Source organism: Streptomyces sp. NPDC055400 (assembly GCF_053644375.1).
In genome coordinates, this window is sequence record NZ_JBSHLM010000005.1 from 439,353 (window position 1) to 464,214 (window position 24,862).

Here is a 24,862-nt window from a genome sequence, read left to right on the forward strand (position 1 = left end):
GCTGACTTCACGTCTCCTTTCGCTTCAGTGCCTCGGCGAGTCCCGGCGCCTCCCGGTCCCGCCGGGACATCGATATGGCCGGCAGCGGCCAGGGGATGGCGAGCTCCGGGTCGTCGAAGGCGATCGTCACGTCCTCGGCCGGATCGTGCGGACGGTCGATCCGGTACGAGGTGTCGGCGGTCTCGGTCAGCGCCTGGAAGCCGTGCGCGCACCCCGCCGGGATGTACAGGGTCGCCTGTGTCTCGCCGGACAGTTCGAAGAAGGCCCGGCCCAGGTAGGTCGGCGAGTCGGGCCGCAGGTCCACGACGACGTCGAAGATGCTCCCGTACGAGCACCGCACCAGCTTGGCCTCGCCTGCGCCGGAGCGCAGGTGCAGGCCGCGCAGCACGCCCCGGACCGAGCGGGACACGCTGTCCTGGACGAAGGCGTCCGGGTCGAGGCCCACCGAGCGGACCACCTCGGCGTCGAAGGTGCGGCAGAAGAAGCCGCGTTCGTCTGCGTACGGGGTCGGCTCGAACAGGTACGCGCCGTCGATCGCAGGGACTTCGGTCGCTTTCATGGGGCCTCCCGCTTGGCGTGGGTGTGGACGTGGCCGGCCGCCGGGAACAGGGCCGAGGTCAAGGCGCTGAACTGGTACTCAAGTTGCCGACCGGCGACCAGGTTCCGCTCGGTGAGGATCCGCCGCAGCTGAGCCGAGCGCTGCTCCAGCGCCCGGAACTGCTCGAGCAGCCGGTCCGCGTCGACCTCGCGGGCCGGGTGGCAGTACGCGCCGAGGCCCATCCGGTCCATGAGCGCGTCGCTCTTCGCCGCATAGGTGAGGGCGAGCGTCGGCGTGCCGACCCTCAGCGCGCAGATGAGGTTGTGGTAGCGGGTCGCCACCACGGTGTCGACCGCCGCCATCTCCTTCATCAGGTCGGCCAGCGAGGCCGCCTCGGCAGCGGTGACCAGCGGCGAGTCCACCGCGTCGAGGATCGCGGCGACCACCGGTGTGTCGACCTCGTCGCCGCTCAGCAGCCGGACCGGCCTGCCGTCCTCGACCAGCGCGCGGACGAACCCGATCGTCCCGTCGAGGTAGCGCCGGTGGATCTCCCCGGCCCGGGCACGGTCGTCGTTGCCGCCGTGGAAGGCCATGACGCCGACGCCGACCGGGCCCGGCGGACCCGAGGGCGCTTCCCCAAGCTCTCCGACAAGCTCCGAGCAGGGGATACCCCATTCCCGCAGCGTCGGCAGGGAGAAGGTGAGGTCCGGGTAGACCTCGTCGCGGGTGGTGTCCACGCCCATCGCCCGCATCGCGTCGCGGGACAGGGTGTCCCGGTACGACCGGTACGCGGCCAGCCGCGCCGACCAGCGCACGAGGGCCCGGGTGGGCCGGTTGCCGATCGGGGCGGCGCCGACGCCGACCAGAGCGACCCGGGTGCCGAACAGCCGGCCGGACGCGCAGAGCAGGAACAGCGCGTACGGGAAGCCCCACGGCCGCAGCGGCAGCGTGGCCTCCAGGACGCCCATGCCCGGCACGATCACCGCGTCGTGCCGGCGCACCCAGGCGGCGGTGCGAACGGCGTCGACGAGTTTGCCCAGTCCCTTCGCCGCGATCGCGCCCGCCCGCGAAGCGGTCCGGTACTCGCCGCGGTACCAGTGCAGCCGCGTCGCGGGGATCCCGTACCGGGCCGCGACGGCCTCGGGTCCGCCGCACAGCGCGTCCACGACCGCCTCCGGGTGCTCGGCGCGGAGGTAGCCGAGCACGGCCTCGAGCGATCCGTCGTTGCCGAGGTTGCCGGAGCCGAGCAGGCCGAACACCCCGACGCGCACCGGGGTTTCGTTCTCCCGCGTCATGCCTGCCTCCCCTCACGGCCGGCGACGAGGGCGTCGACGGAGACAGTGAGCCCGCTCGGGTCGACCGGCGCGCGGTCCTCGACCCGCTCGCCGGCGCCGGGCCGGACCCGGCTGGTCATCCATGCGGCCAGGTGGCTGTAGCACGCGCGCCGGTCCGCCGGGGACAGCGGCGCCCGCCGGATCGCCGAGACGAAACCCCACATGTATTCGGCGAGCAGCCGGGGCGTGGGGTGCAGCGGGCCTGCCCGGCGCGGGTCCAGGTTGACGCACCGGGCGCGCTTGGACGGGTTCGCCCGCTCGGCGCGGGTGGGGTGGTCGCGGCGGAAGTACAGCAGTTCCGGCACCTGGTGGAAGGGCCCGTGCAGGGTGATCTCGGCGACGAAGGTGCGGTCCGCGTGGTGGTAGCTGTCGAGCGGCTTCACCCGGCGCAGCACGTCGGCCCGCATCACCCCGTAGAAGTCGTCGCCACCGGGCTCGAACAGCAGACTGCGGAAGCGTTCCGGCGGGTGCGGCGAGTCGGTGGCGAGCCCGTATTCGTACGGGACCTTCACCTGACCGTCGCCGTCGATGACCGCCTGGCCGCTGTGCGCGAGGATCACGTCCGGCCGCTCGTCCAGCGCCTCCACACAGCGCCGCAACAGGTCCCGGCCGTACAGGTCGTCGTGCGAGGCCCACTTGAACAGCTCGCCGCGGCACTCGGCGAACACACGGTTGTGGTTCGGTGTGGCGCCGATGTTCCGGGGCAGCCGGAGGTAGCGGATGCGCGGGTCCAGCGCGGCGTACCGGCGGCAGATGTCCTCGGTCGCGTCGGTCGAGTCGTTGTCGGAGATGACCAGCTCGAAGTCCTCGTAGGTCTGGCCGAGCAGGGCGTCGAGCGACTCGGCCAGGTACTCCTCGCCGTTGTACACGGGCAGGCCGATGCTCAGCCTGGGGTGGGAGGTCATGAAGTCCTCACTTCGGGGATGGGGTTGTGGTGACGCTCGCGCAGAGCGGACCGCAGGTGCAGCCACCACACGGCCGAGCCGCTGACGGTCGCTGCGGCGACGCCCCAGGCCGAGCCGACCGTGCCGTCGGCGGCCGCCCCGCCGAGCCCGCAGCCGACGTAACAGGCGGAGGCGAACAACTGGCTGCGCAGGCTGCGCCGGGCCGCGCCGAGCGCGCGCAGCCCCGCCGCCGCGCCGGTGCCGAGGCCGGCGCCCGCGACGCTGAGCGTGACCGGCACGATGAGCTCCGCGGCGGACGGCCAGACGCCGCCGAGCACGAGCTCGCCGAGCCGGTCGGGCATCAGCAGCAGCGCCCCGCCCCAGAGCAGCGCGGCGGCGGCCTGCCCGCCGCCAAGGAGGAGGCAGAAGTGGCCGAGGCGCTGCGGGGCCCGCCGCAGCACCCGTGCCGCCTCCGGGACGGTGACCAGCGAAAGGCCCATCAGCACGGCGAGGAACGGGCCGAGCAGGAGCTCGGCGCCCCGGACCGCACCCACCGCGCCGACTCCGACGATCGCGCCGAGCCCGTACGCCCGCAGCTGGCTCGCGCCGCTGAGGCTGACGTTCTCGACCAGGTACCGGTAGCCGAGATCGCGCTGCTCGCGGAGCCACCCGCGTGCTCCGGTCAACCGGGGCCGGATACCGGACTGGAGGCAGCCGTACCCCGCAGCCACCGTGGCGGACGCGCCCCAGGCGAGCACGAAGGCGGCCACGGTGCCCACGTGGGCCGCCACGACCAGGGCCGGGACGAGTGCGACGCCCCAGACGAGGTCGTTGACGAACGCCTTCCGCCCGGTACCGGCGGCGAAGAACGAGAACCGCCAGGCGTCCTGCAGAAGCAGCCCGGGCAGCAGGACGCCGAGACAGGCGAAGGCGGGCCCCACGCTGCCGCCGAGACCGAGCCCGACCACCAGACACGCCACGCCGATGGCGGCACCGACGCCGAGCGCGGTACCCGACGACCGGGCCACCGCCCCGCGCCAGGAGGCGTCCGACACGCCGCTGAAGCGCACCACGAGCGGGTCGGTGGCAAGGCCGCGGGAGACGTTGAGCACCACGCCGTAGGTCACCCAGGCCAGGCTGAACACGCCGAAGGCGGTCACCCCGAGGGAGCGGGCCACGTAGATCCCTACGACGAAGTTGCTCAGGCTGGAGGCAGCCTGGTCCGCCAGTCCCCAGGACAGCCGGCCGACGAGGGCCCGCCGGGCGGATCCGCCCGGCGGCGCCGTTGCCGGCGGATTCTCCCCCTCGGTGGTCATCGGCGTCATGCCTTGATCAGCCCGGCGGCGCCCAGGGCGTCGGCCGCGACGGCGACGGAGCTGAACGGCAGCCCGGCCCGCTCGGCGACGTCCAGCAGACTGTGCTCGCCGTCGGACAGGTTCAGCACCCAGAGCATGGCCATCTGGGCCTGCTTGGTGTCGCTGCGGCCGCCGAGCGCGTCGTACAACCCGCGTCGGCCCAGCTGTGGTTCGCCGTAAGGGCTGAGGTTGACGTACCGCCGGTTGCGGTCGAGGACGCCGAACGCCTCCCGGCAGACGGCGAGGGTGTCCGCCATCGCCTCCGGGGAGACGAAGTCCGGGTTGTCCGCCGAGGTGTGGTACTCGGGGTACCCGGCGTACGGGGTCCGGCTGAGCGAGCCGACGCCGAGGTTGAACCCGGGCGAGCAGAACTGCCGCTCGTCGTAGCCGTACGGAGTGAACTCGGTGACGTGGTGCGGGCGTTCGGAGGCGGCAAGGACGTGCCGCATCACCCGGTCGATCTCCGCGTCGCCGCGCCTGCTCTGCTTGTACGTCAGTCGGCCCGAGTCACCGGCGCAGGCCAGCACGAGCCCGTGCCTGACCCGCTCGATCCGCTCCGCGTTGCGGGCCAGCCACGTGATCGCCCCGATGGTGCCGGGCGCGTAGATGAACCGGTACGTGTAGTACGGCGTCTCCTGTGCAAGGGCGCGGGCCAGGTACGTCGCCACCGCGATACCGGCGAGGTTGTCGTTGGCCAGCGACGGGTGGCACACGTGGCAGGAGACGATCACCTCGTCGGGGACCTGTCCGGGGATCACGTGCTCGGCGTAGGTGAGGTGGCCGTCCGCGAGCGTCGAGTCGATGCGCACCTCGTACTCGCCGTCCGGCAGCGCGTCCAAGGTCTCCTGGGCCAGGCAGAATCCCCATGTCGGCTGGTAGTAACTGGTGCGGTACGGCACCCAGGTCGGGTGGTCCGGCAGGGTGTGCAGGTGGTTCCGCAGCTCGGCCAGCGGCATGGTCGCCGACACCGGCACGCTGTAGCCGAGCACGTGCAGGCTGGACGCGGCGAAGTCGACGACCCGGTTTCCGGCGGTGTCGGCGATGTACGCGTCCCGGATGTTCCACTCCTGCGGCACCGTCCAGTCGAGCACGTGCGTCCCGGTCGGCACCTCGTGCACCTGGAGCGGGACGTACTCGCCGACGATGTCCAGGGTGGCACGCACACCGTCGCCGGTGATGCTCCGGCAGAGCGGGTACAGCCGCTCCACCAGTGCGTGCATCTCTTCGCCGACCGCTGTCATCGGCGCCACCGCAGGGTGTCGTCGACAGCGCCGGCTTCGGATGCCGCACGCAGCACGGCAAGGCGGGTGAAGCGTCGCTCGAAGTCCTCCCGGGTCAGCCCGAACTTCCGGTAGACGTCGGCGAGTTCGAGCGCGCCCCGCTTCACCGTCCACTCGCAGTCGAAGCCCGGGATCGCGGCGCGGAACCGCGAGAAGTCCACTCGGTACGACCGCGGATCGGCGCCGTTCTCCCCGGTGATCCTCACCTTCGCGCCGGGCACCGCCTCGGCGACCTGCTCGGCGATCTCGGCGACCGTGACGTTGTTGGTCTCGCTGCCGATGTTGAACGCCCGGTCGTGCACGGCCTCTTGGGGTGCGGTGAGCGCGGCCGTGAAGGCCCGTGCGATGTCGGCGGCGTGCACCAGCGGGCGCCAGGGGGTGCCGTCGGAGAGCACCAACACCTCGCCGGACAGGAGCGCGTGGCCCACCAGGTTGTTCAGCACGATGTCCGCGCGCAGCCGGGGTGAGTAGCCGAAGGCGGTGGCGTTGCGCATGAACACCGGGGTGAAGTCGCCGTCGGCGAGCGCGTGCAGGTCGTCCTCGACCCGCACCTTGGACTCCGCGTAGGGCGTCACCGGGCGCAGCGGGGCGTCCTCGGCCACCAGGTCGTCTCCGCCCGCGGCGCCGTAGACAGAGCAGGTGGACGCGTACAGGAAGCGCCGCACTCCGGCGTCGCGGGCCAGCCGGGCGAGGCGTACGGACGCGTGGTGATTGATGTCGTAGGTGAGGTCCGGAGCCAGCGATCCCAGCGGGTCGTTGGACAGCGCGGCCAAGTGGATGACGGCGTCGACGCCTGCCACGTGTTCGGCCGTGACGTCGCGCAGGTCCACCCGGTGCCCCTGCGGGTCCGCGGGTGTCTCGCCGAGGACGCAGTCCGCGAACAGGCCGGCGTCGAGGCCGACGACCTCGTGTCCGGCGGCGGCGAGGACCGGGGCCATGACGGTTCCCAGGTAGCCCTGGTGTCCGGTCAGCAGTACGCGCAAAGTTCAGTCCCCCAGGTTGAGCGTGAGTTTGGTGACGGCGAACGCTTCGGCGTATCGCTCGTGGCATTCGATGCCGCGGATCCGGGCGAGGCCGAGGAAGGCCTCCCGGTCGTACCAGGGCCGGTGCCGCTGCGAGGGGTAGTGCTCCTGCAGCAGCCGCACCTTCTGTTCGGCGATCTCCGGCGACAGCGGCTGGTACGCCGCCGGACGGCCGAGATCGCCGTCCCATTTGACGATCTCGTAGCCGAGCACGAGGTGGTCGCGGAACGCGGTGGGTATCAGCTGCGCCAGGCCGCGGTGGTCCTGGTGCGCGTCGTCGGTGCGCGGGGCCAGGATCAGATCCGGGTCGCTCTGCGCGCGCAGTTCCTCGACCGCGGCCTTGGCCTCGTCCCAGTGCACGGGCAGTCGGCCGTCGGGCAACTTGTGCACGGTCAGCCGCAGTTCGGCGCCCGGGCAGAAGGCGGCGAGCGCGGCCTGCTCCTCCTGCTCGCGCTCGCTGCCACCGCCGGAGAGCACCAGTGCGTCGACACGGAGACCCGGACGCGCGAGGCACAGCGTCAGCAGCGTGCCGCCCGCGCCGATGGCGATGTCGTCGCAGTGCGCGCCCACCGCGACGATCCGGTCCAGGGGCCCGGCCCCGAGCCGGATCACGCGGTCCTCACCGCGGCGTCCGTCCCCGCGCCGTCCCGTTCCCACACGGCCCACGGGCGGTCGCCCCGGGCGTACGCGTCGTCGAGCGCGGCCCGCTCCTTCACGGTGTCGGTCGGCTTCCAGAAGCCGCGGTGCTGATGTGCCACAAGGCGGCCCTGCTTGGCCAGCTGGGCACATCCGTCGGCGACCAGGTCCCCGTTCTCCGGTATGTGGTCGAAGACCTCCTGGCGGAGCACGAAGTAGCCGCCGTTCTCCCACAGCGGCATGTCGCTCACCGCGGTGATGCCCCCCACCAGGCCGTCCTCGCCCAGGTCCACGCAGTGGAACGAGGACTGCGGCGGCACCACCATCATCGACGCACCGGCGTCGCGCCGGGCGAACCGGTCGATCATCTCCGGCAGCGGGGCATCGGTCAGCACGTCGGCGTAGTTGGCGAGGAACATCTCGTCGCCGTCCAGGTGGTGCCGCACCCGGCGCAGCCGCTCCCCGATCGGCGACTCGATGCCGGTCTGCGCGAAGGTGATCGTCCAGTCGGCGATGTCGGTGGAAAGGAGTTCGGTCCGCCCGCCCCGCAGCACGAAGTCGTTGGACGTCGTCTCCTCGTAGTTGAGGAAGAAGTCCTTGATGTGGTGCGCCCCGTACCCGAGACACAGGATGAACTCCGTGTGGCCGAAGTGCGCGTAGTAGCGCATGACGTGCCAGATCAGCGGTCGCGGGCCGACCATCGCCATCGGCTTGGGCGCTTCGTCGTAGACGCCGGCTCCGCTGCGCATCCGCATCCCGTAACCGCCGCAGAACAGTACGACCTTCATGCCTTGACCTCGACAATGCTCAGTTCCGGTATGGGGAAGACAAGCCGGCCGCCCCAGTCGTGGATGAAGGACAGCTGCCCGACCAGCTCGTCCCGCAGGTTCCACGGGAGGACGAGGACGTAGTCGGGCTTGTCCGCGGCTATCTGCTCGGGCGGCAGGATCGGGATGCGGGTGCCCGGGGTGAACCTGCCGTGCTTGTAGGGGTTGCGGTCGACCGTGTACGGGAGCAGGTCGGGCCGGATGCCGCAGTGGTTGAGCAGGGTGTTGCCCTTGCCGGGGGCGCCGTAGCCGACGACCGTCCTGCCCTGCTCGGCCGCCTCGATGAGGAACGTGAGAAGGTCACGGCGCACCTTGGCCACCCGGGCGGCGAACTCCGCGTACCCGGCGAGCTCCTGCAGCCCGGCGGCCTTCTCCCGGGCCAGCACGTCGGACACCCGCTGGGACGGCTCCCCCGCCACCTCTGCCGGCCGGGCCCACAGCCGGATCGAGCCGCCATGTGTGGGCAGCAACTCGACGTCCACGAGCACGAGTCCGCCGCTCGCGAGGGCCCGGATCGCGGACGCGACCGTGTAGTACTGGAAGTGCTCGTGGTAGATCGTGTCGTACTGGTTCTCCTCGATCAGGGTCAGCAGGTGCTGCACCTCGATGGAGACCCAGCCGTCGTCGGCGACCAGGGCGCGCAGCCCCTGGGTGAACCCGACCACGTCGGGGATGTGCGCGTACACGTTGTTGGCCACGACCAGGTCGGCCGGGCCGTGCTCGGCGCGGACGGCCGAGCCGGTGGCCGGGTCCAGGAACTCCGTGAGCGTGGGCACACCCGCGTCCCGCGCCGCGGCGCCGACGTTCACCGACGGCTCGATGCCCAGGCAGCGGATCCCCCGGTCCACCATGTGCTGGAGCAGGTAGCCGTCGTTGCTCGCGACCTCGACCACGAAGGCGTCGGCGCCGAGAGCAAGGCGCCGTACGGCGTCGGCGGTGAACTTGCGCGCGTGCTCCACCCAGGAGGTCGAGAAGGAGGAGAAGTACGCGTACTCGCTGAACGTCTCCTCCGGCGTGATCAGCGGCGGGATCTGCGCGAGCCAGCAGTCGGTGCAGACCCGCAGGTGCAGCGGGTACGCCGGCTCCGGCTTGTCCAGTTGGTCCGCGGCGAGAAAGCTCTCACACGGCGGGGTCGCCCCCAGATCGACGACGCTCCCCATCGCCGCCGAGCCGCACAGTCGGCATCGTGTCATTTACTGCCCCCATCCCCCCTGCTCGCGCGGGTGCCCCCACCGCGAGCCAGTGCTGACCGACCCGCGATCGCGGTGCGGTACTCCTCCACCAGGCGCTCGAGGCCGACGGCCGGGCTGAACCCCAGCTCGTAACGGCGCCGGGCCGCCTGGCCCATCTCCTGGTTGCGGGCCGTCCCGGCCGTGATCCGGCGCACGCAGTCCGCGAGCGAGGCAAGGTCGCCCGGCGGGTGGAGCAGCCCGGTCACCCCGTCCTCGACGAGTTCGACGAAGGCGCCGTGACCGGCGGCGACGGTCGGGACCCCGGCCGCCATCGCCTCCACGACCACCAGGCCGAACGCCTCCAGCCACGTCGAGGGGGCCACCACGGCGACCGACCGCGCGATGGCCTCCCGGCACTGGGCGGTGTCGTACAGGCCGACGTACCGGACGTCGTCCCGGCCCGCCGCCCAGGCGGTGACCTCGCGCTCCAGCGGTCCCGTGCCGGCGATCACGAGCGGTACGCCCACACCCCCGTCCGCGGCGATCCGGTCCCACGCGGCCATGAGCAGCCGCACGCCCTTGGCCTCCGCGAGGCGGCCGAGATAGAGCACGTGCTCTCCCGTGCCCGTTCGGCAAGTGCCCGGCTCCGGCACGAAGTTGTGCTTCACCGCCAGCCGCTCGGGTGGCATGCCGGCCCGCACCAGGACGTCGCGCTGCGCCGCGGAGATGCAGAAGAACCGCTCCACGCCGGACCACCACCGCCGCCGGTTGACCGACAGGCTGACCGCGAGCGGCACCGTCGCAAGGCGGGAGTTGCGGTAGCAGCCGTGCCGGACGGCGGGCAGCGGCGTCGACCCGACGCACTCGGTGCACGGCCGGCCGTCCCGCTGCAGCGTGCCGGGCGGGCAGACCTGGCTGTAGTTGTGCAGCGTGGCGACGGCGGGGACGCCGGCGTCGGCGCAGGCGGCAAGGACCGCGGGCGACAGGAGCGGGAAGACGTTGTGGATGTGGACCACGTCCGGCCGCTCGGTGCGCAGCCGGGCGGCGAGTTCCGCGCGGACCGCGGGGTTCCACGGCACGAGGAGCGGCACCGCGACCTTGCCCGGCAGGGACCGCGCGGCGATGGTGTCGCTGCGCCGCTCCAACACCTCGACCCGGTGGCCGGCCGCGCGCAGCAGCTCCACCTCCTGGTCGACGACCTTGTTCTCCCCGCTCGGCTGCGCCGACGCGTAGCGGTTGTGCACTACGAGGACGTGCATGCTCAGGTCATCTCCGATCTCCGGGCCCATCGCGGGATGTGCCGTCGAGGGGCCGCGGGCATCGGGAGGGGCGTGGCCGCGGCAGGCGTCGCCAGCAGCGAGGCGGCCACGGCCAGATGCAGCAGATACGGCGAGGCGTCGCCAAGGCCTGCCTCGGTGTACGACGCGATCGCGCAGTAGCTGATCAGGAAGATCGCGCAGGCCCTCGACAGCGACGGTGGCCGCAGCAACGCGACGCCGCCGAGGACGATGATGATCGCCGCCACCAGGATGACGCCGGTCAGACCCTGCTCCTGGTAGACGGCCAGCCAGCTGTTGTCGATCGGCAGCCCGCCGAACGACTTGTCGCCCAGGCCCATGCCGAACAGCTGCTCCGAGGTCGTCCGGGGCGCTGCCAGCAGGGCATCCCAGACCTTGGCCCGACCCGTGAGGCTGGCGAAGTTCTCCTGGCTCTGTCCGCGCAGGAACCACGCGTGCAGCGCGGAGCCGAACCCCACCGCGGCCACGGCGGCGCACAGCACTGCCCAGGTGAAGAACCGGCGGGCGGCGGCGCTGGTCAGGACGAGTGAGCCGATCGCCAGCACAAGGCCGACGAACAGGCCGAGCGTGGCCGTCCGGGTGTGGGTCAGCGCGAGCAGGACGAGTGACGGCACGATGATCACCGCCGCGCTCGCCCTGTCGGTCCGGCGCCCCAGTACGAGCAGCACGGTGAGCCCGATGATCACCGCGGCGTACTGTCCGATCTGTGGCGGGGTGAGCGGCCACAACGCGCCGACAAGGCGTCCGCCGTAGAGATCGGGCAGGGCCGCGCCCGGTGAGATGACCAGGCCGGCCGCCACCGACCCGAGCACCGCGAAGTACATCCGGATGTGGTGCCGGACGAACGTCAGTCCGCCGTCCCACCAGCGGCTGAGCAGCCACAGCGTGCCGATGAAGAGAGCCAGCCTGGCGCAGCGGAACAGGGCGCCGAACCCGGACTCCAGGTTCGCGCTGGAGATCACGCTGGGCACGAGGAGCAGGGTGAGCAGGAACGCGAAGGCGCCGGCTCGGATGCGCAGGCGGAGATTGACCGCGAGCGCCAGCGCGAACGCGGCGACGAGCGCGCCCATGGTGACCATCTGGATGAGGGAACGGGGCAGCGGGATGATGGTCTCCGCCCCGGCGGAGCCGAGCGTGTTGAGGACCAGCAGCCCCCAGACGATCCCGACGATCTTCGCTGTGCCGGCAGGGCGCGATTCCGCGCCGGTCTGCGTGCCCGCCGTGACCGGTCCGCCCGGCAGCCCGCCGCTCCGCAAGGCCTCACCCATCTCAACCACCTGCCCGTGAGTCGAGGGTGCTGCCCGCGTCCTGCTGGTACGGCGTGCCCTGCCACTGCCCGAAGTCGAGCACCCGGCTCTGGTCCTGGGCGACGAATTTCCACGGCCCGAGGTAGACGTTGTCGTGCCAGCGGTTGTGTTGCTCATGGGTGATCGCCTCGGCCACCCGCTCGCCCTGGTAGGGCGACCAGTCCGGATAGGTGCCGTAGTTGGCGAGCACCGCCATCCGGTCGCACTTCACCGTGCACTTGACGACAGACGTGTCGAGCACGAAGCGGTTGTCGTGGATGTCCACCCGCTGGGTCTTCCACCGGCAGTCGGCGTAGAGCGGTGCGGTGGCGATCGCCGGCTTCGCGCAGCGGTCGGTGTCCTTCACCAGCAAGGTGCAGTCACCGGACGAGGTGTTGGCCGGGCTGTTGCAGAACCGGTCGGCGTTCTCCCACAGGGTGATCCCCGACCAGTTGTTCTCCAGCATGTTCCGGTCGACCTCGATCTTGTCGGTGCGGGCCTTGATCCGTGGTTCGCCGCCCGACTCGGACAAGTAGACGGTCGCGTAAGGGAAGTTGTCACCGCTGTCGGCTTCTCTGCGGCCCTCGACCCAGTTGTTCCGCCGGATCGTGTTGTTCCGGATGACCGCGTTGTAGCTGGTCTCGTAGATCAGCGCGGCACCGTCGTTGTTCTCGAGCACGTTCTTCTCGATGCGGAAGTCGTTGTTGTTGGTGTCCGCCCACAAACCGGTTCCGCGGTTGTCGTGCACCCAGTTGCCGCGTACGTCGGCGCCGTTGACGGCCCAGAACTTGATGCCTCCGGTGCAGCCGCAGCCCTTACGCCGCCGCTCCCAGTCGCCGGTGTTGTTGCCCACGATCTCGTTGCCCTCGACCACCAGGCCGCTGATACGGCCGGTGGCCTTGTAGGCGTTCATTCCGTACTGACCGTTTTCGCGCAGGCAGTTGGCGCGGACCTCCTGGCGGGCGCCGGCCATCAGTCCGGCACCGGAGTTGTGCTGGATCGTCGCGTGCTCGATCGCCCACCCGTCGGCCGAGTCATGGTTGACCACGCCCTCGTCCTGCGGCGCAACGAAACGTTGCACGGTCAGATAGCGGATGGTGACGTTGCGGGCGGTGCCGCCGAACGCGTACTGGTTCTTCTTCCCGCCGTCGAGCACCGCGCCCGGCGCACCGAGGTAGCGGTTCCCCTCCTTGGGGATGACCTGCGCGAAGCGGTCCGGGTCGAGCCTGTGCTTGCCCGGTCGAAGCCAGAACGTGGTGTTCGGGGGGCTGCTCTTGGTCTTCGCCGCCAGGTCACCGACCACCGTGGGGTCGACCGTCACCGCGCCCGCCGGCGCCTTCGCCGGACCGGCCGCGGGCTTGGCGCACACCCGGGCCACGGGCGTGGCCGGCGCGGCGGTCGGGATGGCCCGGGTGTGCGCCGTGTTTCCCCGGGCGCCCGGCGTGTCGGCCCGGGCGCCCGGCGTGTTGTCGCAGCCGGTCGCCGCCAGCAGGGCCAGCGCCAGCGGTGCCGCCGCCAGCGCCCAGTGCCGCCTTCTGTTCCCCACGCGCCCCCCTAGCCGCGGAACCTGAGCACAGTGGTGAACTCCCCCGACAGCGCGGTGCCGTCGGCGAAGCCGGTGCCGACCAGTGTTGTGGCGGGTTCCTTGCGGCCGAAGCCGGCGGAGTACCAGCCCAGCGGCGGGTCGGTCTCTGCGCGATGCGCCCGCCAGCTCAGCTGCCCGGGCAGGTCGAGCACGGCGGAGCGGTCCTCGCCGTCCCGGGTCCAGGTGAGCTGTGCCCGGTTGCCCTCCAGGTCCGCGGCGATCGCCGGGCCGAGGTGGAACGCCAGACGCACGTCCCGGCGCGGGCCGCGCACCTCGTCGACCACCCGCAACTCCTTGCTCGTGGCGGTCAGTTCGACCCGGCGGCGGTGCACGGAGCGCTGGTAGCCGTCGTGTTCGGCGCACCAGCGGGCCGTCCCCCCGTCGCAGCCGCCCGATGTGTCCGTGGCCAGGACGCGGGTGTGGGCATGCCGGGTCCACAGGAACGGGCCGCCGGAGACGGACTGGTCACTGCCGTCCAGTTGCAGGGTGTTGTGGCCGAGGGTCGACCGGAAGTACTGCCGCCACTCGGGTTGCCCGTGGTAGCAGAACGTTCCCGGGTCGGCGAGCACGTCGACCCCGTCGTGCCGGACCTCCACGGACAGCGCGTCCGCGTGGGCGTGCGCGGCGATGGACAGGAACCCGTGCGGACCGCCGTCGCAGCGGCACCAGATCTCTTCCGGACCGCGCAGGATGGTCATGCCCGCGTCGGCGAAGTGGGCCGGTCTGCTTGCCGGGCGGGTCACGGCCGGTGCCGCTTCGTTTTTCGAGTACGGCCGGATGAGCGCGGCGAGGAGCGGGGTGCGCACATCGGTCCCGGTCACCGCCGGCCACCAGTCCAGCCGGCCGAACACGGCGTCCCCGGTGGCAAGGAGCGAGGCCCAGCGGTCGGTGCCCGCTCCGTCCACGACCAGACCGTGCCCGTCGTCCGCGTCCCCCTGGCGGGGCGGACGCAGCCGGTTGTCCACGACGGCCGCGAGCGCGTCGGTCATCCGCAGCAGTACCAGCCGGACCGACGCGGGGACCGGCACGCCTGCGGCATCCGCCTCGGCCACCGCGGCCAGGCCGAGCTCAAGGACAAGTCCGTGATACTCGGTGGCCAGCTCGCGGTTGAGTCCGGAGCCGAAGGTGTTGCCGCGCAGATGCCGCTCAAGGGACCGCAGCGCACCGGCTCGCCAGCGCGCCGAGGAGGGGAACCACCCGAACGCGCAGGCTGCGGCCAACTGCCCGCCGGCCTCGGCGATGACGTGGTTGTTCGCCGAGGACCCCCGGCTGGGGAAGGCGGCCAGCCAGCGCTGGTGGTGCCAGATCTGGTGCAGCGCCACCGGGTTGCCCTCGAACAGCTCGGCCGCGCCCGGCCAGCCGTCGAGCAGCCGGCGTATCCACACCCAGGAAAGGAGCCGGATCCCCAGCTCGATGCCGCTGATCCAGTGCACGCCGCGCAGCGGTGGGTTGGCCTTCCACCACGACCGCAGGTGCTCGGCGACTCGCTCGGCGTACCGCTCGTTCCCGGTGATCGCGTAGGCGGCGGCGAGCACGGTGAGGTACTGATGCCGGGACAGCTCCCAGATCTGCTTGATGTCCCCGACCGCGTCCTCGCTCCGGTACGGCACGTCGAAGGCGTAGCCCCAGGGAGCCCGGCGCCCCGTCTTCGGGTCGTACCACCAGTCCGGGTCGTCCAGGTCGTCGCGGACCACCCCGAAATACTCGACGTGCCCGTACATCAGCCGATCCGCCTCGGCGATGAGACGTTTCGCGGCGTCCGGGGGTATCGCTGCGATCGTCCCGGCGGGCAGCGCCGCGGTGAACCGGGCGCCGGTCACGGTCGGGCAGTCGGGCCGCGCCGACCGCCACCGCCGCCTGCGCACCGCGTCGCCCACCCGGCCGCCGACCTCCCGCGGTCCCATCCGGGACAGCCGCCGCAGGTACCAGCCCGCACTCCCCGAGCTCACCGTCATCGCGCCCTCGCCAGCGTCACCGGCGCGCCGCCGGCCAGGCCTGCCTGCACGGCGAGGGTGGCCGACGTGGTGGCGACCAGCGACTCCAGCGGCACCGGCATCGGCCCGCCGGTCCGCACGGCCTTGATGAACGCGGCCAGTTCGGCGTTCTGGCCCTTGTCCCGGGCCTTGGGCAGCCGCGAACTGACCCACTTCTTAGGGCGGCCATCGTATACAGCGGCGCGTACGAAGTCGTCGAGCCGCAGCACCTTGCCGTCCGCGACCAGGTCCAGCGTCTCCTTGGGGAATCCGGCCGCGCCGGTGGTGACGTAGCTGATGGTGGCGGTGGACCCGTCCGGGTAGCGCAGCACGACCTGCAGGTCCTCGTTGCCTGACGCGGCGACCGCGTACACCGAGACCGGGTCGGCCTCGAGCAGCCAGCTCGCCGTGTCGATGAAGTGTCCGCCCTCGCCGGCGAACCGCGAGCCCTCGGTGCCCTGTTGGAGGTACCAGCTGCCGTGTCCGAGGCGGCCCGCGTTGACCAGGTAGCGCAGGCTCCCCGGACCGGTGCGGGTGCCGAACCGCTTCCTGGCCTCCTGCAGCAGGGGCGCGAACCGGCGGTTGAAGCCCACTTGCAGCCGGTCGTTGCCCGACTCCTCCACCGCCGCGAGCACCCCGGCCAGCTCGTCCTGGGTGAGGGCCAGGGGCTTCTCCACGAACACCGCCTTGCCGGCAAGCAGCGCCCTGCGGGTCAGTTCGGCGTGCGAGCTGTGCCGGGTGACCACGAACACCGCGTCGACGGACTTGTCGCCGAGCACGGCGTCGAGGTCGGTGGTCGCCTCGGCGAAGCCGAACTTCCGCTTCGCGTTGGCGGCGGACAGCGCCGTCGTGGTGACGACCGTGGACAACTCGACGCCGTCGCGCTGTGCCAGGTGCGGCAGCAGCATCGACGTCGCGTAGTTGCCCGCGCCGACGAACGCGACGCGCACCGGCGCCTTGGCGGCCCGGGCCGGGGTGAACGCTCCGCCGCCGCGTCGCACCGCGGGCACGGCCACCGCCGGGGCCTCCGCTTCCGCGGCCTGGTCGGGGCGGCCGGGGTAGCGGAACAGCACGGCCACGGCCTTGAGGTCGCCGTCCTTCAAACGCTGGTACGTCTCGACGGCGTCGTCGAAGTCTGCGATGTGGGAGACCAAGGGCGCCACGTCGACGCTGCCGCGGGCGAGGAGATCGAGGAAGCACGCCAGGTTCCGGCGCTCGGTCCAGCGCACGTAGCCGACCGGGTAGTCCCGCCCTTCGAGCTCGTACTCCGGGTCGTAGCGCCCGGGGCCGTAGCTGCGCGAGAAACGGACGTCGAGCTCTTTCTCGTAGTACGCGTTCCACGGCAGGTCCAGGCGGCACTTGCCGATGTCGACGACCCGGCCGCGGTCCCGGCAGAGCCGGGCGGCCAGCTCTACGGGCTGGTTGCTGCCGCCGCCGGCGGCCAGATACACCTGGTCCACGCCGTGGCCGTCGGTGAGTTCGGCGACGGCGGCCTCCACGGCCGCGGACTCGGGATCGCCGCAGGCCGCGGCGCCGAGGCGTTCGGCGAGCTCGCAGCGCGCCGGGTCGGGGTCGACGCCGACGACGCGGGCGCCGGAGGCGGCAAGGAGCTGCACCACCAGCTGCCCGATCAGTCCGAGCCCGATGACGAGGGCCACGTCGCCGAGTTGGGGTTCGCCGCGGCGGACGCCCTGCATCGCGATCGACCCGACGGTGCCGAAGGCCGCGTGCCGCGGCGCGAGGCCGTCCGGCACCGGGGCGTAGAGGTTCTTCGGCACCCAGTTCAACTCGGCATGCAGCGCGTGCTCGTTGCCGGCGCAGGCCACGAGGTCGCCGACCTTCACGTCGTCGATCCCAGGGCCGACCTGCTCGACCACCCCGCACAGGGAGTAGCCCAGCGGCGTGTAGGAGTCCAGTTTGCCCATCACCTTGCGGTACGTGGCGGGCACCCCGTTGGTGGCCACGCTCTGCATGACCTTGGCCACCTGGTCAGGACGGGAGCGGGCCTTGCCCAGCATCGACATGCCGGCCTCGGACACCTTCATGAGCTCGGTCCCGGTGGATATCAGGGAGTAGTCGGTGCGGACCAGCACACCGCCCGGCTTGCATCCCGGCACTGGCACGTCGAGCACCGCGAGCTCGCCACTCTTGTAGTTCTGAACTACCTGCTTCACCCGAAGTCCCCTTGTTTCTAGCCGTCTTCTACGCTGCCGAGCGAGTGCTCCGGGCGGAGCCGGAGGTCGCGCCGCGGTACCAGTACTCGAGCGTCAGCACATGCCACAGATGCTTGGAGAAGTCCCGCTGCCCGGCGGCGTCCTCGGCGACCATGCGCGCCAGGGCGTCGCGGCGCAGGAGCCCTGAGCTGACGAGCACGCCGTCGTTGACCACCTCGCGCACCAGCGGTGCCAGATCCCGGCTCATCCAGGCCCGCAGCGGTGCGCTGAACAGGCCCTTGGGCCGGTACACGATCTCCCGGGGCAGGATCGAGGTGGCCGCCTCCTTGAGGACGGCCTTGCCCTGCCGTCCGACGATCTTGCGGTCGCCGGGCACGGCGAACGCGGCCTTGACCACCTCGACGTCCACGTACGGCACCCGCACCTCGGTCGAGGCGGCCATGCTCGACCGGTCTGTGTAGGCGAGGTTCAGGCCCGGCAGGAACATCCGGGCGTCGCCCAGGCACATGCGGTTGACGAAGTCGTCGAGCTCGTTGTCCTGGTAGATGTCCGCATGCTCGGTCAGCACGTCGTCGACCGTCCCGGCCAGGTCCGGACTGACCAGGGAGAGCAGCTCGTCCTGGTCGTACATGGTGTAGCTGCGCCGGAACGCGGTCTCCTCGGGCAGGTCGGCGAAGGAGAGGAACCGCTTCGCGAAGCGCACCGACCGGTACCCCCTGCGGGCCGTGGCGACCGGCAGCCGGTCCACGGCCTTGAACACCCCGCGCCGCAGGGGCCGCGGGACGCGCTGGTAGCGCAGTGCGAGCAGGTTGGCCAGGTGTTTGCGATATCCGGCGAACAGCTCGTCGGCACCCATCCCCGAGAGCATCACCTTGACCCCGGCCTCCCGGGCGGCCGAGCAGATCAGGAACGTGTTGATCGCGGCGGGGTCGCCGATCGGCTCGTCCAGGCTGTACGTCATCTGCGGCAGCAGGTCGAGTACGTTCGGGGCGATCTCGATCTCGTGCAGGTCGACGCCGAACCGCTCGGCCACCTGCCGGGCGTAGCGCAGGTCGTCCGGCATCGCCTCGAACTTGGCGTCCTCGGCGCGGAATCCGATCGTGTAGGCGGAGATCCCGGGCTGGTGGCGGGCCGCAAGGGCGGTCAGGTAGCTGGAGTCGAGACCGCCGGAGAGGAAGGTCGCCACGGGTACGTCGGAGAGCAGGTGCTGTCGGGTCGACTCCTCGACGACGGCAGCCAGGTCCGGCTGCTCGCCGCTGCGTGCTCGCTCCCGGCCCTCGGCGGCGACGTCCTTCAGGTTCCAGTACCGGCCGCGCTCCACTCGGCCGTCGGGCCGGCACCTGAGCCAGCTGCCCGGCGGCAGCTTCTCCGCTTCGCGGAACGCACAGCGCGAGTCCGGCACCCAGTAGTACAGCAGCGAGGCCACCAGCGCCGCATGGTCCACCTGCAGCGACCCGCCGGTCACGGCGGCGAGCGCCTTGAGCTCGGAGGCGAACACCAGGCCCGCGCCGCGCCGGAGCAGGAACAGCGGCTTGATGCCCAACTGGTCGCGGGCGAGGACCAGTTCACCGGTGCGCTCGTCGAAGATCCCGAACGCGAACATGCCGCGCAGCCGGGGCAGGGAGTCGGTGCCCCAGCGCCGCCAGGCCTCGAGGAGCACCTCGGTGTCGGAGGTACCGCGGAAGCGCACCCCGGCGGCTGCCAGTTCGGCACGCAGCTCGGGGGCGTTGTACAGCTCACCGTTGTAGGTGAGGACGAGACCGTCCTTGGCCATCGGCTGGGCGCCTGTCCCGGACAGGTCGATGATGGCCAGCCGGCGGTGCCCGAGGTGCACTTCGCCGTCACCGGCGGGGTGGCTGTACCGGCCCGCCCCGTCCGGACCGCGGTGGGCGAGGGTGTCGGTGAGCCGGTCGGTCACGACCTTTCCGTCCGGCCATCGATAAGTGCCTGCGATGCCACACATGTGCTTACCGCGCCTCCTGGTCGCTGTCCGGGACTCGTACTGCCCATGAAGGCCGTTCCGTCCGCACCCGGCCCGTCGCGTTCTCCCGTGCCAGCTGCTCGTTGTGGCCGCGCAGCGCGGTGTGCAGCCCGTCCCACAGGGTGCCGTCGGTCCGGTCCCGCGGATCGGGGTCGATCAGCACCACGCCGATCACCGGTATGAGCAGGTCGGCGAGCTGCCGCGCCACGGTGTGCAGCCATGCGGCGCTGCCGTGCCCGGCACGTACGACGAGCACGGTTCGGGTACCGAGCTCCGGGAGGCCGGTCCACGCCGTGCCGGGCGCGACCGAGCCGACACCGAGCCGGCGCACCGCATGCGGCACGGCCGCGGCACCCTCGACGCCGACCACGTCCGGGCCTCCTGGCTTCTGGCCGCGTTGGGCGCGCCGCAGGGCCGGCAGATCGTCGATGATGACCACCGGCCCCTCCGCCGCCAGTGCCCGGGCGAGGTCCAGGGCGATCACGCTCGTGCTGCGCGCACAGCCCAGTTCCAGCAGTGACACCGGTTCCGCTGAGCCACGCACGGTGCGGGCCAGCGTCGCGGTGAGCCGTTCGCGTGCCGACCGGGTCCGTCGGCGCTGCCACAGTCTGGCCGGCCGGTGGGGCGCGCGGCGCAGTTCCGCGAGGACCGAGGCGCCCAGGTTCGCCGCGATCTCCCGGCGCAGCACGGGGCGGTCCGCCACCACCGTGCCGACCGCGGCCACCGCGAGCCCGAGGACGAGCCCGAGGACGAGCCCGATCGCGGCGTTGGTGGCAGCGGCCCTGGGCAGGGAGTGCCGCACCGCTCGCGGGGCGTCCACGATCTGAGTGCCGGCGACGATCTGGGGCGTGCCCATGCGCGCCTCCTCGGCGCGCTGGTCGAAATCGGCGATCCGCGAGTTGAGTTCCGCCCGGCGGGCGAAAAGCGACTCGATGCTCGCCGACGCCTTCGGGTCGCTCTCCGGCGTTCTGTCCCCGATCGCCTTGTTGACCTGGGCGAGTTCGCCCCGCATGCGGTCACCCTGGTCGCGCAGGGCCTTGGCCTCGGACTTCGCGGCTTCCTGCATCCGCCTCACATGGTCCGCGACGAACGCGTCCGCCAACGCCTTGGCTCGGGCCACGGCGTCCGCGTCGCTGTCTCCTGTCACCTCGATCTGCAGCAGGTTGTTGGTCAAGCCGGTGCCCCGGTAGTCCCGCATGAAGTCTTCCGTGCGTTCCGAGGAGTTGAGGGACCCCAGGGCCTTGTCGGCGATCCGCGTGGTCCGCAGCAGCTCCACGTCGGTGCGGATCAGCGTTCCGGGGTCGTTCGGCTGGTCCGCCTGATGCGCGACCAGCACCTTGGTCACCGCGGACGGCGGCGGCGGCCGCAGGACCGCCAGCGCCGCGCCGACCAGCAGCCCCAGTAGCGCCAGGGAGCACCAGAGGCGGCGGCGTCTGCGCACCGCCACCACCAGTGCCTGCAGGTCCAGCAGGTGAGTGGCTGCCGACGACTGGGAAGTCGTGCTCGTCGTCACGCGGAACCTCCCGTCGAGTGGCCGGGAACCGCGAGCGCCAGAGTGGCGTCGTGCGGAGGATGGCCGGCGGATCGCGTCGGACGGTCCCGGACCGTGCCGGCGACGACGATGCCGACGACTTCATGTCTGCCGTCGGCACACGCCCCGGCGATGCCGGCGAGCTGCTCTGCGGTCCAGTTGCCCGCGCTGAGCACGACCAGGGCACCGGACTCGGTGTCGCGGTCCGGCACCATCGGCCGGTCGACCGAGACTTCGACCACCCGCAGCAGCGGATCACCCTGGGCCTCGGCCACGAGCTGCCCGGCGGCCCGGAGGGCGATCTCGTCGCCGTTCGGTACGACAACCAGCAGCCGCCGGGAGGCCGGCAGTTGGTCCCGGAGGCGCGCGCACACCCGCCGGTAGCGGATCCGCCTGCCGGCCTCGTCGTCGGACCTCTGCGGGTTCGGCATGTCCCACCGGGTGTCGACGCCGAGGAGTCGGCGGAACCGAGCTCGCGTGCCACGGCCCTGGGGCCGGTCCGCGGGCCGTTCACCAGGCACGTCGACAGTGCCGATGAGCGCCGATCCCAGCGCCGCGGCGATCTCCGGTTCGGTGCGCAGCCTGCGGTTCACCCGTGCGACGGCGAGATGTCCGATGACCGCGAGAAGGAAGAACAGCAGCGCCCCAGCGGCGATGAGTTGCATCCTTGTCGGCGGCGCCTCGCTGGTAGGCCGGGCCGCCGGTCCCATGACGACCAGGCCGGTCTTGTCGGCCGCCGGGTCGGCCTGGTCCAGCTTCGTCATGGCCTCCTCCAGCGCGGTGCGCAGCTTCTCGAGTTCGGTGCGGGCCTGCACGCTCTCCACGGTCTTGCCGGGATCGGCCGCGTTGGCCAGGTCGGTGATGCGGCGGTTGGTCTCCACCACCTGCTGCCGCAGCGCCTCGGGCCCGGTAGCCGCGTCGGGGTCGGTGCTGCCGCCTGCGAGCCGCGCGGCGAATCCGGTGAATTCCTGGGCCACCCGGTCGGAGAGCTGCTGCGCGCGCTTCGGGGTGTCGGCCGTTCCCGAGATCCTGATGATGTTCCCGTCGGCGGCCTTGGCGCTCACCCGGTCCCGCAGCTCGGCGGCGCTGACGCCCCTCCAGCCGAGCTTTGCGGCCACGGGGTCGACCACCGACGAACTGGTCGCGATGTCCACCTGGGTCAGTAGTTCGCGCTCTTCCCACTGCCCCGGCAGCAGTACCGATGTCGACGCCGTGTAGCGCGGCGGAAACAGCACCACCGAGGCGCCGTAGCCGACGAGCGCGCCCACCACGGTGAGAACGGCGAGAAGCCGCCAGCGCCGACGGAGAATCCGTCCGATCGTGACCAGACGTATCGTGTCTTCGCTCAAGGGTGCTGCCTCCCCCGTGCCCGGACCGGGTCGCCCGCCGGCACCGGAGTGCGGTCACGGCACGCGGCGGCGTAGGCGGCGAGCAGCGACGCTTGTGAGTTCTTCCAGGAAAGCTGCCCGCTGATCCGCTCCTGGCCGATCTTGCCCATCCGGGCCCGCTGCTCCGGATCGTCGAGCAGCATCGCGATGAGCCCGGCGAATTCGGCCTCGTCGTTGGCGGGCGCGTAGACGGCGGCGTCACCGGCGGAGACGCGCGCCTCCCGGAGGTCGAAGGAGACGATCGGACGGCCCATCACCATGTACTCCAGGACCTTGTTCATGGTCGAGACGTCGTTGAGCGGATTGCGCGGGTCGGGGGAAAGGCACACGTCGGCGGTGGACAAGTAGCGCACCAGGTCGGCGTCCGGAACGCGCCCGGTGAACTGCACCTGGTCCGAGAGCCCGAGCTGCCGGGACAGCTCCACCATCGCGTCGAATGCGTCTCCGGCGCCGACGAACACCGCATGCCAGTCGGTCCGCCCGAGGTCGTCGCGCAGCTTCGCGAGGGCCCGCAAGGCGTAGTCGACGCCGTCCTGCGGTCCCATGACGCCGAGGTAGCACAGCAGATGAGGCTTGCCGCGCCTCAGCTCCGGCTCGGGCGGCACCGGATGGAACCGGTCGATGTCGGGTGCGCTGCGCACCACGAAAACGTCCGCCGGCCGCCGGCCGCCACGGCGCACCGCGACGTCCCGGTAGCTCTCGTTCGTGGCGAGCACGATGTCCGCGGCCCGGTAGGTCCGCCGTTCCAGCGCGCACACAGCGCGGTAGAGCAGGTCCTCGCCGCGGTCGAACCGGGAGAGGTACAGCTCGGGTACCAGATCGTGCTGGTCGAAGATGAACCGCGCCCCGTGCCGCTTCATCCACAGTGCCGGCAGGAACAGCAGGTCGGGCGGGTTGCAGGCGTGCACCACGTCGACCGGGCCGACCTTGCGGGCCAGCCGGACCGTATGCCACAACGCCGTTCCGTACTCCCGCAGGTAGCCGGCCGGACCGCCGGTGGCCGCGCGCAACGGGTAGCGGTGGATCCGCACCCCGTCGATCGAGGTCTCCAACTCCGTGTCCCGCTTCTCCCCTTGAGGACAGATGACGTGCACCGTCCAGCCCGCGTCGCGCAGGGTCGTGCACTCCTGCCACACCCGCCGGTCGAACGGCACCGACAGGTTCTCCACCAGGATCAGCGCGCGTCGGGCCGGCCCGGCGCCGCTGCGTATGTCACCAAGCAAGGCCCATGTATCCCGGTTCGGCCCGGCGCGCGTCGGCGTCGGGAATGCGGATGAGGTCGACGAGCAGCGTGCCGTCGTCATGGGGCAGCGCCGACAGCACGGCCGGATCCTTGGTCCCGACCAGGCACACCTCGGCGTGCTCGAGCACCTCGTCGACGGAGTCCACGAGCAGTTGCGCGATGTGCGGCAGCCGGGTCTCGATGTACTCGCGGTTGGCGCCGAGCAATCGTGACAGGTTCACGTTGGCGTCATAGATCCGCAGGTCGTATCCCTTGCCGATGAGCCGCTCCGCCAGTTCGACGAGCGGGCTCTCACGGAGGTCGTCCGTGCCGGGTTTGAAGGACAGCCCGAACAGCCCCGCCCGGCGCTTGCCGGTGCGCTCGACCAGCTCCACCGCCCGTTGCAGATGTGCGGAGTTGGAGGTCAGCACGTGGGCGAGTATGGGCACCGAGACGTCGGCCCGCTGCGCCGCGTGGACCAGGCTGCGCAGGTCCTTGGGCAGGCAGGAACCGCCGAAGGCGAAGCCGGGCCGCAGGTAGGCGGGGCTGATGTTCAGCTTGCGGTCGGCCAGGAACACGTCCATCACCTGGTGCGAGTCCACCCCGAGCGCCTGGCACACCGCGCCGAGCTCGTTCGCGAAGCCGATCTTCAGGCCGTGGAACGCGTTGTCCGCGTATTTGATGGCCTCGGCCGTCGAGATCGGCACCCGGAACAGCTCGCCGGGCAGGCCTTCGTACAGCGCCGCCACCGCGTCGCCGCTCGCCGGATCGAGCTCGCCGATGACGGTCTTCGGCGGGTCGAAGAAGTCCCGCACGCTCGTGCCCTCGCGCAGGAACTCCGGGTTGACCGCGACCCCGAAGTCCACCCCGGCCGTGCCGCCGACGTACTTCTCCAGGATCGGTACCAGGAGGTTCAGGCAGGTGCCCGGGAGCATGGTGCTGCGCAGCACGACGGTATGCCGACCGTTCCGCTCGGCCAGCGCGGCGCCGATCTGCTCGGTGACCCGCTCCAAGTACGTGGTGCACAGGCTGCCGTTGGGCTCCGACGGCGTGCCCACGCAGACCAGCGACACCTCGCTGCCCTTGATCGCCTCGTGGACGTCGGTGGTGGCGCGCAGCGCTCCGGTCCGCACGGCCTCGGCGATGAGCTCGCCGATCCGCTCCTCGACCACCGGCGCCCTGCCGTCGTTGACCAGGTCGACCTTGACCTGGTTCACGTCCACGCCGATGACCTCGTGACCCAGGCTGGCCAAGCACGCGGCCGACACGCAGCCCACGTAGCCGAGCCCGAACACGCTTACTCTCATGACCCGTTCCTCCCCCCAGGCAGGCCTTTGTGGCCTGCGATCCGCGCGCCGGACGGACGATGACCCTCG

19 protein-coding genes are annotated in these 24,862 nt (G+C 71.6%); all 19 read right to left on the minus strand.

The genetic code is table 11. The annotated features are described in order from the left end of the window. Window positions 1–7: 7 nt before the first annotated feature. The 19 genes from ACWIGU_RS16195 to ACWIGU_RS16285 are packed head-to-tail and all read right to left on the minus strand — an operon-like array spanning window position 8 to window position 24,793. Window positions 8–559, minus strand: a complete 552-nt coding sequence (locus tag ACWIGU_RS16195; RefSeq protein WP_454401319.1) for a dTDP-4-dehydrorhamnose 3,5-epimerase family protein — start codon at window positions 557–559, stop codon at window positions 8–10. Further along, window positions 556–1,833 (minus strand): polysaccharide pyruvyl transferase family protein, encoded by a 1,278-nt coding sequence (locus ACWIGU_RS16200; protein ID WP_454401321.1) that lies wholly within the window; start codon window positions 1,831–1,833, stop codon window positions 556–558. The genes ACWIGU_RS16195 and ACWIGU_RS16200 overlap by 4 nt, the downstream gene beginning before the upstream one ends. Continuing rightward, window positions 1,830–2,777 (minus strand): glycosyltransferase family 2 protein, encoded by a 948-nt coding sequence (locus ACWIGU_RS16205; RefSeq protein WP_454401323.1) that lies wholly within the window; start codon window positions 2,775–2,777, stop codon window positions 1,830–1,832. The genes ACWIGU_RS16200 and ACWIGU_RS16205 overlap by 4 nt, the downstream gene beginning before the upstream one ends. Continuing rightward, window positions 2,774–4,072 (minus strand): hypothetical protein, encoded by a 1,299-nt coding sequence (locus ACWIGU_RS16210; RefSeq protein WP_454401325.1) that lies wholly within the window; start codon window positions 4,070–4,072, stop codon window positions 2,774–2,776. Before ACWIGU_RS16210 ends, ACWIGU_RS16205 begins: the two co-directional genes overlap by 4 nt. A 5-nt stretch (window positions 4,073–4,077) precedes the next feature. After that, entirely contained in the window at window positions 4,078–5,352 is a 1,275-nt protein-coding gene (locus ACWIGU_RS16215; protein ID WP_454401327.1) for a DUF4910 domain-containing protein, read from the minus strand. Then, a complete protein-coding gene (locus tag ACWIGU_RS16220) occupies window positions 5,349–6,374 on the minus strand; it encodes an NAD-dependent epimerase/dehydratase family protein (RefSeq protein ID WP_454401329.1) in 1,026 nt (341 codons plus the stop codon). Before ACWIGU_RS16220 ends, ACWIGU_RS16215 begins: the two co-directional genes overlap by 4 nt. A 3-nt stretch (window positions 6,375–6,377) precedes the next feature. Further along, window positions 6,378–7,025, minus strand: coding sequence for a PIG-L deacetylase family protein (locus ACWIGU_RS16225; protein WP_454401331.1), 648 nt, complete (start codon window positions 7,023–7,025; stop codon window positions 6,378–6,380). Beyond that, on the minus strand, window positions 7,022–7,837 hold the full coding sequence (locus ACWIGU_RS16230) for a glycosyltransferase family protein (RefSeq protein ID WP_356282969.1): 816 nt from the start codon (window positions 7,835–7,837) through the stop codon (window positions 7,022–7,024). Before ACWIGU_RS16230 ends, ACWIGU_RS16225 begins: the two co-directional genes overlap by 4 nt. After that, on the minus strand, window positions 7,834–9,069 hold the full coding sequence (locus ACWIGU_RS16235; RefSeq protein ID WP_454401333.1) for a class I SAM-dependent methyltransferase: 1,236 nt from the start codon (window positions 9,067–9,069) through the stop codon (window positions 7,834–7,836). Before ACWIGU_RS16235 ends, ACWIGU_RS16230 begins: the two co-directional genes overlap by 4 nt. Then, entirely contained in the window at window positions 9,066–10,307 is a 1,242-nt protein-coding gene (locus tag ACWIGU_RS16240; RefSeq protein WP_454401335.1) for a glycosyltransferase, read from the minus strand. Before ACWIGU_RS16240 ends, ACWIGU_RS16235 begins: the two co-directional genes overlap by 4 nt. A 2-nt stretch (window positions 10,308–10,309) precedes the next feature. Further along, entirely contained in the window at window positions 10,310–11,614 is a 1,305-nt protein-coding gene (locus ACWIGU_RS16245) for an O-antigen ligase domain-containing protein (protein WP_454401337.1), read from the minus strand. 1 nt (window position 11,615) lies between these two features. Further along, on the minus strand, window positions 11,616–13,178 hold the full coding sequence (locus ACWIGU_RS16250) for a right-handed parallel beta-helix repeat-containing protein (protein WP_454401339.1): 1,563 nt from the start codon (window positions 13,176–13,178) through the stop codon (window positions 11,616–11,618). A gap of 8 nt (window positions 13,179–13,186) precedes the next feature. Beyond that, window positions 13,187–15,172, minus strand: a complete 1,986-nt coding sequence (locus tag ACWIGU_RS16255) for an alginate lyase family protein (RefSeq protein ID WP_454401340.1) — start codon at window positions 15,170–15,172, stop codon at window positions 13,187–13,189. Continuing rightward, a complete protein-coding gene (locus tag ACWIGU_RS16260; RefSeq protein ID WP_454401342.1) occupies window positions 15,169–17,364 on the minus strand; it encodes a bi-domain-containing oxidoreductase in 2,196 nt (731 codons plus the stop codon). The genes ACWIGU_RS16255 and ACWIGU_RS16260 overlap by 4 nt, the downstream gene beginning before the upstream one ends. A 28-nt stretch (window positions 17,365–17,392) precedes the next feature. After that, window positions 17,393–19,327: an asparagine synthase (glutamine-hydrolyzing) gene (gene asnB, locus ACWIGU_RS16265; RefSeq protein WP_454401344.1), complete on the minus strand. Its 1,935-nt coding sequence runs from the start codon at window positions 19,325–19,327 to the stop codon at window positions 17,393–17,395. Window positions 19,328–19,331: 4 nt separating this feature from the next. Continuing rightward, window positions 19,332–20,858, minus strand: coding sequence for a Wzz/FepE/Etk N-terminal domain-containing protein (locus ACWIGU_RS16270; protein ID WP_454401346.1), 1,527 nt, complete (start codon window positions 20,856–20,858; stop codon window positions 19,332–19,334). Next, window positions 20,855–22,225 (minus strand): Wzz/FepE/Etk N-terminal domain-containing protein, encoded by a 1,371-nt coding sequence (locus tag ACWIGU_RS16275; RefSeq protein WP_454401347.1) that lies wholly within the window; start codon window positions 22,223–22,225, stop codon window positions 20,855–20,857. Before ACWIGU_RS16275 ends, ACWIGU_RS16270 begins: the two co-directional genes overlap by 4 nt. Further along, window positions 22,222–23,487, minus strand: a complete 1,266-nt coding sequence (locus ACWIGU_RS16280; RefSeq protein WP_454401349.1) for a glycosyltransferase family 4 protein — start codon at window positions 23,485–23,487, stop codon at window positions 22,222–22,224. The genes ACWIGU_RS16275 and ACWIGU_RS16280 overlap by 4 nt, the downstream gene beginning before the upstream one ends. Then, the gene (locus tag ACWIGU_RS16285) at window positions 23,477–24,793 is read right to left on the minus strand and encodes a nucleotide sugar dehydrogenase (protein ID WP_454401351.1); all 1,317 of its coding nucleotides are present in this window, start codon (window positions 24,791–24,793) and stop codon (window positions 23,477–23,479) included. The genes ACWIGU_RS16280 and ACWIGU_RS16285 overlap by 11 nt, the downstream gene beginning before the upstream one ends. Window positions 24,794–24,862: the final 69 nt, after the last annotated feature.